Genomic DNA, 12,717 nt, shown 5'->3' with positions numbered 1-12,717 from the left:
TTCCGGACACACATTTTGTCGCTTAACCCGATTTAACTGATGCCAGTTCTATACTGGGGTTCTCGAGGGATTTGGGCTAAAACCCACCACCTCTCGAGCCGGCTGGGATTAAGTTCGCAGTCCCGGAAAGCGCAAGTGGTTGCGCGCTTCAAACTTGAGTGGCCTTTCATCTCTTCAGTGGGATGCGGGGGCCACTCTTTATTTTGCCCAGGCCACGCCCCCACGGGTTAACCCAAAGCTGGGCCTTGCCTCACACATCTACGATTTTTTGTCGCTCTTTTTGCTAGACCGCACATGCCGCAGATACACCAACGGTCCTACCACGGGTATGAACACTAGAAAGAGCACGATCCAGACATCCGACCATCGTCTGTTAGGTCGTCTGTTAGGTTGCCTGAAAAATACAATCACGCTGGCAACTAATAGCACCACAGCCACCAACGTGAGCAGCATAAAAACGTAATCGACCGGTGATGGTTCCAATGGAGAAACTCCATTGCCTAGCAAAGCGGCTAACTGCATTTGTGAAATTTCCATCACCCCTGGTTCATCACATTGCTTCTGACACGGTGTTTTCGCCCAGGATCCTACCCGGCAGCGCCCCCACCATCGTGCGTTAACGCTGTCGCAACACGTCTCCCTCGATACTGAGGTGGTACAGCCCGTACACACACTCACACTCCGAGGAGGAAAACCATGACCAGCACCACCACCCGTATCGCCGCGTACGCAACCGCAGCAACGCTCGCGCTCGGCACAGCCGGCGTTGTCGGCGCGGCCACCCCGGCGAACGCCGCTACCGTCGCAGCAAAGGACAAGGACGGCGTGTGCGTCGTGAAGCTCGCGCCGGCCGAGAAGCGTTTCATCGAGTCGTGGTTCGACGAGTCGAAGGCGATTGGTGACTACGAGCAGGCTCGCGACCTCATCGCGGCGATCGAGCAGGTCTACCCCGGCGTTGTCGCGGAGAACGAGAAGGCGCTCAAGGGTGAGAAGGCGGAGTTTGGCAAGGTGTTGCCGGAGGGTCTCGTCGCAAAGTATGCGGATGCGCAGAAGACGATGAAGGAGTCGGAGCCGACTGTGAATCGCACGCTGGAGGCGATTGACACGGATTCGTGGCGCGTTGGCCCGGACACGAAGCGCACCGAGACGCCGCTGACCGCGAAGGATGGCGACGTGTACAAGGCGTGGGCGGAAACGCCGTCCGGCAAGGTCGCCGCGAAGCGCATGCTTATCGACGACGCCGACGCCACCGCCGCCGAAACCTGCACCAAGGGCATGCAGGCGGATGTGAAATACCCCACCGCCAAGATGGACACAGACGTGAACGTGCCGGCCATTGTCGGTGGGGTAATTGCGGCGCTGCTGGTAATCGCAGGCCTGTTCTTCGCGCTGCCCCACTTCGGCATCAAACTGCCGATGCTGGGCATGTAGTTCTGGCTAGAACTTCGCGATCGGGCCGAGGGCGCGGTCGACAGCAAACGGGGCCAGCAGGGCAATCAAGGAGATGAGGCCCGCGATGCCTGCAATGGCCAGGGTGGCGATGAGCGCCGGGGAGTCGACGGAGGAGCCGGCGGCGGTGTTCTCGTCGGTGGTCTCCTCCACCGGCTGCATCTTGTTCTCAAAGGTCAGATTGTGGTTGACCGGATCGATGCCCAGCGCGTTCAGGCTGGCAAAGAAGAGGTCGGTCTGGTCGATCTGGCCGGTGAGGTTCGCGGCACCCGGGCCGGAGGCTGCGACACGCAGCTGCGCACCGGTGTGCTGCTGGCCGCCGAGCGCATCCTCGTCCTCGTTGGTCTTGGAGGTGGCGAAGTTGACGGCCATGGTGGAGCCTTCAACCGTGGTCAGCTGAGTGACGCGACCAGCGGTGTTCTGGTTCTCGTAGGTGATCTGTGCGGTGTGAGCGTGGTCGGCGGTGGCGACGATCAGGGTCTCCTCACCGGTCTTCTCCACCCAATCCTGAACAGCCTGGACGGCCTCGTCGAGCTGGCCGACCTCGCCGATCAGGCCACAGGCGTCAGCCTGGTGGTCAGCCTTGTCCGGGGATGCGGACTCGACCTGGAGCACGAAGCCCTTGTCGTTCTGCAGCAGCTCGAGCGCCTTGGAGGTCATGGCTGCCAGTCGCGGAGTCTCAGCGGTGAACTCCGGGTTAGCAACGCAGGTGGCCGGCTCGAGGTCACCGCCGTCGGTGGTCGGAATGGACTGGTTCAGCGCGCGCGGCATGTTGCCCTCGGAGAACAGACCGAGGACCGGCTTGTCGGCGTTTGCCTCTGCGATCGCGTCGAGCTCGGAGGCGTTAGTGACAACCTGGTAGCCATTGTCCTTCGCGTTTTCCAGGACAGTCTTACCTGCGGTCCAGGTGTTACCGTTCTCGCCCCACTGGCCGCCCTGGACGACCTCGGTGTTGAAGTAGCTGCGGCCGCCACCGAGGGTGACGTCTGCGCGCAGGTCCACGATCTGCTCGGAGATGGAGCCGAGGCCGCCGTTTTCACGCAGCTGCTCGCCCTCTGCGACCTTCTTGTCGCCAGACGGTGCGTAGTAGGAACGCTTGATTGCGTGTGCAGCGAAGGCTGCCGGAGTAGCGTCCTGGATCTCGGCGGTGGTGACGTTACCGATCTTCAGGCCCTTGGCCTTTGCGATCTCGCCGAGGGTGGCAACCGGCTTGCCGGCGTTGTCCACGCCGACCGCGCCGTTGTAGGTCTTCACACCGGAGTTCCAGGCGGTGCCGGTCGCAGCGGAATCACCGACGTAGTTCGGCAGGCCGGTTTCCTTGTCCAGGGAGAAGGTGGTCAGGTAGCCGGTGTAGTCGAGGTCGTCGAGCCCCTCGAAGCGGCCTGCGGAGCCCTTAAGGTAGTTACGCGCTGCAGTGATCTCGGAGTCGCCGGTGCCGTCGCCGATGAGCAGGACGACGTTCTTCGCCTTGGCGTTGTCGATGCCCTGGCCCTCGGTGCCGAACTGTGCACAGTCGCCGACCTTCGGTGCCTCGCCTGCGGAGACGAGGTAGCAGAGCTGGTCGCCCGGCTTCGCCTTGGAGCGGTTGGCCAGCGAGATGACCTTGTTGTCCTTGTTGATCTTCCACGGCTCCTGGCCACCCTCGGTGCCACCGTTGAGGCCGAGCGCATTCGCCATGACGTAGAAGGCGTCGGTTTGGTCGAGCTGGCCGTTGACGTTCTCGGAGCCCGGGCCGAAGCCTGCGATGCGCACCTGGGTGCCGGTGTGCATCATCGAGAAGTTCGGGGTGTCGAACGGGTCGTCGTTGGCTTTCTTGTCAAAGACCGGGTTGCCGTTCTCATCCAGCCACGGCTGGGTGCCGAAGCCGATGGACATGGTGGTGCCGTCCTTCGGCGTCTTCAGGCGAGTTACGGCGGACACTGACGGGCGGCCGTCCGGGATGATTTCCGCGGTGTGCGCGTGGTCGGCGGTGACAACGATCATGGTCTCACCGTCAGCCTTGGCAAAGTCGAGGGCTTCCTTAATAACCTCGTCGATTTGCTGGGTCTCGCCGATCATGCCGCAGGCGTCGGCTGCGTGGTCCGCCTTATCGATGGAGGCGGACTCGACCTGGAGGAAGAAGCCCTTGTCCGCCGACGGGTCGTCGAGAAGCTCGATGGCCTTCTTGGTCATCTCCGCTGCGGACGGCTCGTCGCCGCGATCAGCTTCCTTGCAGACCTTCGGCTCGGTGGTGCCATCGGACTTCACCGGCACGGTCTGCTCGAACTTGCGGGTCATGTTCTTGTCGTGGAACAGGCCGAGCACCGGCTGGTCCTGGTTCGCGACGGTGATGCCCTCGAGGCCCTGCTTGTCGTCGACAACCTGGTAGCCCTTGGCAATCGCGTTTTCGCGGACGGACTTGCCGGCCTCCCAGTCGACGCCGCCGTCGTTCTTGTCGGTCAGGAACGGGTTGCGGTTCTCGCCACCCTGCTGAACCTCGGCGTCGAAGTACTTGCGGCCACCGCCCAGGGTGACGTCGGCGCGGGTGTCGATGATCTGCTCGGAGATGGAGCCGAGACCGCCGTTTTCGCGAGCTTCAGCACCCTTGACCGGCTTCGCGTCGCCGGACGGCGCGTAGTAGCCGCGCTTGGAGATGTGCGAGTGCATCGCGCCCGGGGTCGCATCCTGGATCTCGGCGGTGGAAACGTTACCGGTGCGCATACCGGCGTTCTTCGCCATCTCCAGCAGGTTCTCGTGCGGCTTGCCGGTGATGTCAACGGACAACGCGCCGTTGTAGGTCTTCGTACCGGTGGACCAGCCCGTTGCGGACGCGGCGGAGTCGGTGACGTACTGACGCTTGCCGTCCTTGCCCACGGCGAAGGTCGTGTAAGCACCTGCCGCAGTCAGCTCGTCGAGGCCCTCGAAGCGGCCGTTAGCGCCCTTGAGGTAGTTACGAGCAGCAGTGATCTCCTGGTGGCCCATGCCGTCGCCCAGGATGAAGATGACGTTGCGCGCCTGGGCGTCGGTGTTGCCCTGGCCGCCCTTGCCAAACTGGGTGCAGTCACCCGGCTGCGGGGCGACGATGTTGCCGTTGGAATCGATGGAAATGCAGGTGTCCTTGCCGTTGAAGGACTGCTCCGCCGACTGTGCGAGGGAGGTAGGCAGGTTCGCAATAGCCAACGCAGAAGCGCTGACTACCGCGGTAGCTGCTTTTAGCGAGAAACGCATGTTGGGTTCCTTATAACGAGAAGCCGAAGAATATGAAACGGTTTTTGAACCGATACGCACCCTAAACACAGCAAATTTCTAATAAGGAACGCTCAGGTGAATTTTAGGTAACTGCAGATGCGAAAAGGGCGGCCCCCAACCGGGTACCGCCCTTCGCTTACGCGTTCAGACTACTTACTGGAGGAGCCTGCGTTCTCCGACGAACCTGCGTTCTCCGATGAGCCCTTGCTTGACGACGAGCCCGTCTCACCCGAGGACGTCACACGCTCCGAGGAGCCCAGCACCGTCATGCCGTTGTTGAAGCCTTCCTCACGGCAGGCCTGTGCAATCAGCACACCGGTGAGGCTGGCTGCGGCGATGACACCGAGCGCAATACCCAGCGGCTGGAGCTGCTCGCCGTAGCCTGCGAACTGGCGGTTGATGGCGTCTGCCTTCATCTGCAGTTCGCGAGCCCACTCAGGCTGCTCCCACTGGCGGCCGCGGTTACCGTGGCCCCAATCGTGCTTCGGCATGGACTCCTGGAAGCGAGCGTTGAGCTCCGCGGATGCCTTCTGGATCTGCGGACCGAACGCCTCGTTCACGCCGTAGCCAATGCCGGCGAGGACGCCGATCGGCAGCAGCCACAGGATCGGGCTGTTCTTCGCAAACGCGTTGGCCACGCAGCGCTTCGCCTTATCGGAAGAGCCCTGCGGGTCCTTCGGATCGGCAGGCGTCGACGGGTCGGTCGGCTTGCTCGGGTCGGTCGGCTCGCTCGGATCAGCCGGCTTCTTCGTGCCAACCTTGATGATCAGCTTCTGCGCAGGAACCTCGACGAAGCTGCCGTCTTCACGGTGGATGCGCTCGCCAGGCTTACCCGGCTGCACAACCTCGTGCTTGCCAGCTTCAAGTTCGGAGTCCTCGATGACCTCGTAGTCGTAGGCGATCTCCTCAGTCCAGCTGGTGCCCGCCGGCGGCTTGGTGCCAACGCGGACTACGCGCTCGACTGGCTTCTCCACCATCTCGGCGACAGGCTTGCCGTCGACAACCTTGATGGTGTAGCGGCCGTCCTTACCAGCAACGTCTTCGACTTCCTCGCCTGGCTTCAGGTTCGGGTCGTAAACGATCCGGGTGGTGTAGCGGACGTTGATATCGAGCTCACCTTCCGGCGTCGGCTGATCCGGGTTCTCCGGGTCAGTCGGGTCGGCCGGCTTGGTGCCGATGAGGATGACGTGATCCTGCTTCTCAACGAGCGTCTCTTCGGTGCCGTCAGAGTTGTGCTGAACCAGGCCGGGCTTACCTTCCTGTTCAACCTTGTGCTCACCCGCCGGGATGGTGGGGTCAAGCTTGACCTTCACCTCAAACGGGATCCGCTCCTTCCACTCCTGACCAGCCGGCGGCTTGGTGCCAACACGGATGATCTTCTCGACTGGCTCCTTCACGACCTTCACCGAAGGCTGACCATTCTCGACGGTCACCTCGACCTTGCCGTTCGCACCTTCCTGGTCCACGATTTCCTGACCAGGCTCGAGCGTCTCGTCGTAGATGATCTTCGTAGTGTACGGAAGCTCGACTTCCTTCGGCTCGACCGGTGGGGTCGGCTCGTCGGTCGGCGGAGTCGGCTGCTCCGGCTCATCGGTCGGCGGCGTCGGATTCGCAGGCTTCTTGGTGCCGATGCGGATGACCGCATTCTTCGGTTCCTTCGTGCGCTTCGTCTCGACGACTGGATCGCCGGACGGTTTGCCGTCGACAAGCTTCTGCGTCGATGTCACGACCTCTTCGCCGAACTCGCCCTGCTCGATGACCTGCTTGCCCTCTTCGAGGTTCGGGTCTTCGATGACGTCAGTGCCGAACTCCACGGAACGGGTCGTGGAAGAGACCACGCTGTCGTCCTCAAGGCCTGGGCCGAACTCGACGATTCGCGGAGTCGGCTCGGTGCGATCGGTGACCTCGGTCTTGGTGGCTTCACCGCTGGTACCTGTGAAGGTTGCGGTGTAGGTGGCTTCGCCGTCCTTGCCTTCCTGAACAACCCGAACCTCACCCGGAGCGAGCTCCGAGTTCGGACGCAGTTCCGTCGGGTACGGGATGGGCTCCTTCCACTCCACCTTGTCGGTAGCAGTTGCCTGCTTGGTGCCGACCTTGATCACCTTGGTGACCGGCTCGGTGGTGGTGGTTTCGCTGCCACGCGTTGCCTCGACGACCTTGCTGTTCACGATCTTCTGGGTGATCTTGGTGATCTTCTCACCAGGCTTGCCCTCGGTGACGACCTTGTACTCGCCGGCAGGGATCTCCGGGTCGTACTCAATCACGGTGTCGAACGGAATCGGCAGCTTCTCTTCCAGCTCGTACGAGCCATCGGTCATGGAACCGACACGGACAATCTTCTTCTTCGGCGCCTTGGTCTGCTCGACGGTGATGCTCGGCTCGCCGTCTGGCTTGCCGTCCTTGATCTTCTGGGTCGAGGTGATCAGTTCCTCGCCCTTCTCGCCTTCCTGCTCGACCTTGGTCTGGCCGACCGGCACCGTGTTGTCCACGATGAACTCGGTCTCGAAGTTGACCTCGCGGGTCGTCTTCGACGTCAGCGTCTGGTCAGGAGCGGTCGGACCGTATTCGATGATCTCGTTGACCGGATCCTTGGTCTGCTTCTCCGTAGGGGTGACCGAAGAGTCGTCGCCCTTGGAGGTGAAGTTGGCCGTGTAGGTCTTCTCGCCCGGCTCGCCCTTCTGGACGATCTTGATCTCGCCCGGCTTCAGATCCTTGTTCGGACGGGTTTCAACCTCGAACGGAACTGGCGCCTTCCACTCGACCTTCTCAGAGGTCTCGGACGGCTTGGTGCCGACCTTGATCACCTGATCGACAGGCTGCTCGGTGATCTTCTCCTCAACGGTGGCCTCGCCATCCGGCTGGGAGTTGGTGACCTTCTGGGTCACCGTGGTGGTCTTCTTACCCGGCTTGCCTTCGGTGACAACCTCGGACTTGCCAGCAGGCAGGTTCGGGTCGTACTCGATCTTCACACCAAACGGGACCTCAGACTCGACGGTCTTCTTGGTTTCACCGGTGGTCTTGGTACCGACGCGAATGATCTGCTTCGTCGGCTCCGCGGTGCGCTCAGTCTTCACGACCGGGTCACCCGAAGGTTTGCCGTCGACAAGCTTCTGCGTGGAGGTCACGGTGTCCTCGCCGAGCTTGCCTTCCTGATCCACCTTTTGCTCACCCGCAGCGAGCGTGTCGTCGAATACGACTTCGGTATCAAACGGCACTGGCTTCTTCACAGTGGTCACGAGCTCGCTCGGAGCAATGCCCGGGCCGTACTCGATGATGCGCGGCTTGGCTTCCTTGGTGGTCTCTTCCTCAGCGACCTGTGCCTCAGAGCCCTTGGCGGTGAACTTAGCGGTGTAGGTCTTCTCGCCGTTCTCGCCTTCCTGAACAACCCGGGTTTCACCAGGCTTCAGGTCCGGGTTCTCGCGAACCTCAGTCGGGTACGGGATCGGGAACTTCCAGGTCACGTCCTTGGCGCTCTCGGCCGGCTTGGTGCCGATGACGACGACCTCGTTGACCGGCGCCTTGGTCTGCTCCCAGGTGCCGTCCTTGTGCATCTTCGCTGCACCCGACTCGCCCTTGGTTTCAACCTTGTACTCGCCGGCAGGGATGGTGTCGTCGTACTTGTACTCGACCTTGAACGGTTCCTCACGCGTCGGAAGGCCGAGGACATTGACGACAGCGTATGCAATATCCGTTGAACCGTCTTCGTAGGTCACGGTGACCGGAATCTTGACTTGCGTGCCCGGCTTTGCATCCGCAGGTGCGGTTGCAGTGATCTGGCCATTGTCGTCAATGCTGACATTCCAACCAGCCGGAACATCGCCCAGCTTGTAGGGGTTTTCCTTCGCGACGTTGACGTCCTCCGGCTTTTGAAGATCAATTGGCAACGTTGCAGCTTCACCCGGGTAGACGGTTTCCACGGGGTATACCGGCTCAGCTTCCCAGTTGTTGGACAACTTCACCACGGTGGTGACTGGTACCAGCGGGGTGGAGCCATCCGGGGTCGTCACAGTGACGTTGATGGTCTTCTTGTCGCCCGGCTTGGAGTCTGCAGGCGGGGTGGAAGATACAACACCGGTGTTCGGGTCGACCTTGTACTTCCAGCCGTCAACTTCCTGCTCAAGGATCGGCTGATCGTTCTCGTCCTTGCCGAAGGAGAACTTGGAACCCTTAGGTGCATCCTGTACCTGGTGGTTCACAGCCTGGTTCGGGCCAGTGGTTTCCACGGAGTAGGTCGGCGAGAAGTCGCTCTTCAAAACGACGACGGTGCCCTTGACTTCCTGCGGCTTGTCAGCGTTGTCGTAGTACGCGAGTACCGGGACGTTCAGGGTGTAGCCCTCAGGAGCGGTGCGTGGAATCGTCGTGGTGATCTCACCAGTGTTCTCATCAATCTTGACGGTCCACGTGCCGCTGTCATCCGTGTGGGTGTACTCGGTCTTGCCGTCCGGGAAGGTGTAACGGTTCGGGGCCTCGTCGGTCGTGTTACCGCTCAGGCCGCGCTCCGGAACCTCCGGCTTGAGTGAGACCTTTGCCGCCGGCTTATTGGTGACCGTGTCATAGGTCGGGATTTTGATGTCGACGATCGCCTGGAACTGGGTCTCGATCTCATCCGTGGTCTGGTCCGGGTAGGTTGCCTTGACCTTCGGGGTGATGATCGTACCCGGTGCAACAGAGTCATCCGCCTTAGCGGTGACCTTGCCGGTCGCGTCAACGGTGACGGTCCAGCCAGCAGGAACAGTGGACTCGTCGATCTCGAACTTGGCCGGGTGAACCGGCTTGTGGCCCTTCATGATGGACTTGGTGCCCACTTGAGCGGTGAGGTCATCACCGATGTGGCCCTTAGTCAGGCTCGGGCGCACCAGGTCAGTGACCTGGGTGTTGTTCGGGTCAACAACCACGAGAAGCTCGAGCACATCCGTGGAACCATTCGAGTATTCCACCGTAATTGTCGGGCGTGCGAAAGTGCCCGGCTTCGGGTTCTCCGGAGCAGTGACAGTGACGTTGTAGTCATCGTCCATCTCGACGGTCCAGCCGTCGTAGACGTACTTCTCGTCCAGCTCGACCTTGGCCTCGTAGCCGTTGTCACCCTTCTTCTTCGCCAGGTCCTTGATCAGGTCAGGGGTCTGGGTGAAGGTGACCTTCTGCGGCTCGGTAGCAATCGGACCGGTAGCGCTATCAACGCCCGAGATGATCGACGCATCCGTCTTATCGTACTTCGGGGAGTGGTACTCGGTGTCGTCCAGGGAGAACGCCTTCGAGTCGATGACGTTCGCCTTGTTGTAGCGCGTCAGCGAGTTGGAGCTGTCGAAGGCTCCATCATGCTCGATGTACTCATTGTTGCTCTTAGCTGCGGCCTTGAGCTGGTCCACGCTGCGCGGCTTTGCGAGAACGGAGAAGTTCACATTCTTATCAGTCGCCAGGTCGGTACCACGGTACTCAGGCCACGTGAAGAAGATCTCGCCGGTTTCTTCGTCGATACGCAGGTTCTTGGTCCCACCGGACGACGCTGGGTCCGTGGTGCCGATGAACTTGCCGTTGCCGTCGTAGGCTTCCACGACCATGCGGGACATGGAGTCATCAGTGCCATTGCCTTCACCCTGCAGTGCCGGGATGTTGATCTTACCGACCTTGGTTTCGTCACCAGGGACGATAACGTGCTTCTCGAAGTTCTCCCACGACACCGTGATCGGGTTACATTCGATGTTCTCGCTCGGCCACGGGTTCACGACGGCCGTAAAGGCTGCACTGCCTCCCCTGGTGGCCCTAGTCTTTGGGTCGGGATTTTCCTGCTTATAGTTTCCCTGCCAGGCGTAACGTACCGGGTTCGCGGCAGTGGCCTCAGCGAACTGCTTGACTTTCGCATCGGTCAGTTCTGCGTTGAGGTTCAGGTTTCGCTGTCGCCCAGAGCCATCAATGACGAGGGCTTCGTCGGCCTTGTGCGTAACCTTGCCACCAAGGGTCTGGCCCGCGTCCGTAGCGGGAACTTGAGCCGTGTCGAGGTACGCACCCATAAGGCCTGAATTGGTAAAACCCCAATCAGCGAACGTGCGGTCCTTCGAGTTATCAAAGGAGACGCTCAAGCCCCAGGCTTTCCTGTCGGGGCTGTTCGCAGCCGGCTCAGAGGTATACCACCTGAAACCAGCCTGGCTGCCCTCCGGAGCGCTCTCCGAGACGACACACGAACCGGCCGGCAGGTCGGAGGCCTTCTGGTCATCCTTCTCTACCGCGCCGGACTTGTCGCGGATGCCGCCGCTGAGGGTGGCAGCTGCAGCCTCCGGTGCAAGTGGGCCAGGTGCGACGACGCTCAGGCCGCCGAGGGCGAGTGCGATCACGGACGAGGCTGCGATGCCCGTTGAGGTTGATTTGCGTAGACGCCGAGATGATTCGGCCATGTGATACTCCTCTGTCGAGACACTGAACGTTGGCTGCGAAAGCAACCTCGTTATCAGGTATTCAAATTGTGACCTTTGCCTAGCTGGAACAGCTAAGCAATAGATGACATCACATTTTAGAGGCGTACTGGACGCATGTCTAGGTGGCGGTTTGCTCGGCGGACCGGCGCCACACCCCCGCCAGCCCCGCTGCGGCAAGCAACGCGGACAGCAGCAATGCTGCGACCACTCCTCGGTAGTCCCCGCCATTGCCGGCTGCGGACACAGCGACAGTTGTCCAGTGCATGGGTAGTGCCTGCGAGACTGCTGCCCACACTGCATCCACCTGTGCGGTAGTGGCCGTGCGCCACACCCAACCGACGAGGCCGGTCTGCGCCAGCGCCACCACTGCCGCGGCCCCCAACCCGACAGCCACACCACACAAACGCATCAACACTGCGGCTAGCCCCGTTGAGGCGAGTGCACCAGCCAACAGTCCAGCGGCCACCACTGCATATTCCTGTGCGCCGAGCCCCTCACCGAGGACGCCGGCCAGGATGGTGCCGGCCGCCGCGATAATGATGGCGCCGGGGATGATGATCCACCGGCGGGTGCGCGTCGATAGGCAAAATGCTGCTGCGAGCGCCGTACCGCCCAGCACCGCCATTGCCGCGAGCAACATCGCGGCGATCGGCGCAAGCGTCGAGCCTGTCTGCTCAGCACCCGGGGTGCCCGGCGCGGCTGCGGGCACTGGAAGGGCTGCGCGTACTGCGGATACCTTGTCAGCGTTCATGCCGGCCATCTGGTCGATCTTCTGCACGCCGGCGACCAACTCGTCGATACCACCGGTGGCCTGTGCGGTCTGCCCCTGCAACTCCCGCAGGCCCGCTGCCAACTCGGCAGCGCCGTTGGTGGCTGTATATATACCGTCGTGGTACCCGTAGCCCGGGACAGCGAGTTGGTTGGCAAGGTCGCGGGAACCATCGCGCAGTTGGTTCATCTTCGCCACCACATCCGGCGGCAACTGGGCGGTCTGGGCTTGCTCACGCAGACCCTTGAGCGAGTCGCGGGCCTGGACCGCATCCGGATCCTTCGCATCCTTCAACTCGGCGAGCGAGCGGTCAATCGCGCCGACCACCTGGCCGCGCACCGCCTCAAAACCTGTGACCTGGTTGACCACCTCGCCGATGGAGTCCGCCAACTGGGTCGCACCTGCACCCAACTGGCCGGTACCGGCTTGGAGTTGCACCATGCCGTCGGACAACTGCTGGGAGCCGGTCTGGGCGGCAGCGAGGGCGTCGAGAAGCTGCTGCGTCTGCCCCTGCGCCTCACCAACACCTTCGGCCAACTTGCCGGCACCCTCCTTGAGCACCTTCGCCTGCTGGCCCGCCTCACCGGCAGCACGGCGTGCGTCCCCAAGGTTGTCCGCACCAACCTGCGGCGCGCCGGACACCTCCGCGTCGCGCGCGGCGTTGGCCCACGTGGACGTCGGGGATAACGGCATAAACACGCCAACCACCAGCGCCAACAGAGCACACACCAACCGCAACGCGTTGTCCGATTTCATGCAACTGTTCTTATCACCAGTCACATGTGTTCTGCGGGAGGCGCACCGCCCGCTTATACAGCTTGATACTGTCTTTAACGTTCATTGCCAATCCCTTACAAACCT

At 61.8% G+C, this 12,717-nt stretch carries 4 protein-coding genes; 1 reads left to right on the top strand and 3 read right to left on the bottom strand.

From position 1 onward, the window contains the following. Positions 1 to 696 precede the first annotated feature (696 nt). Positions 697 to 1,431: a hypothetical protein gene (locus HMPREF2617_RS04695; RefSeq protein ID WP_070840201.1), complete on the top strand. Its 735-nt coding sequence runs from the start codon at positions 697 to 699 to the stop codon at positions 1,429 to 1,431. A gap of 6 nt (positions 1,432 to 1,437) precedes the next feature. Here the strand turns inward: HMPREF2617_RS04695 and HMPREF2617_RS04690 are convergent, their stop codons facing one another. The 3 genes from HMPREF2617_RS04690 to HMPREF2617_RS04680 all read right to left on the bottom strand — a co-directional run bounded on the left by HMPREF2617_RS04690 (position 1,438) and on the right by HMPREF2617_RS04680 (position 12,612). Further along, a complete protein-coding gene (locus HMPREF2617_RS04690; RefSeq protein ID WP_070840198.1) occupies positions 1,438 to 4,656 on the bottom strand; it encodes an alkaline phosphatase in 3,219 nt (1,072 codons plus the stop codon). Positions 4,657 to 4,826: 170 nt separating this feature from the next. Then, a complete protein-coding gene (locus tag HMPREF2617_RS04685) occupies positions 4,827 to 11,066 on the bottom strand; it encodes a G5 domain-containing protein (RefSeq protein WP_083323201.1) in 6,240 nt (2,079 codons plus the stop codon). A 139-nt stretch (positions 11,067 to 11,205) separates the two neighbouring features. After that, entirely contained in the window at positions 11,206 to 12,612 is a 1,407-nt protein-coding gene (locus HMPREF2617_RS04680) for a hypothetical protein (RefSeq protein WP_070840196.1), read from the bottom strand. Between the last annotated feature and the right edge of the window lie 105 nt (positions 12,613 to 12,717).

The organism is Corynebacterium sp. HMSC070H05, from assembly GCF_001837615.1.
Lineage (GTDB): Bacteria > Actinomycetota > Actinomycetes > Mycobacteriales > Mycobacteriaceae > Corynebacterium > Corynebacterium coyleae.
The sequence above is the reverse complement of the archived record's forward strand: the minus strand, read 5'-3'. Positions and strand labels throughout refer to the sequence as shown.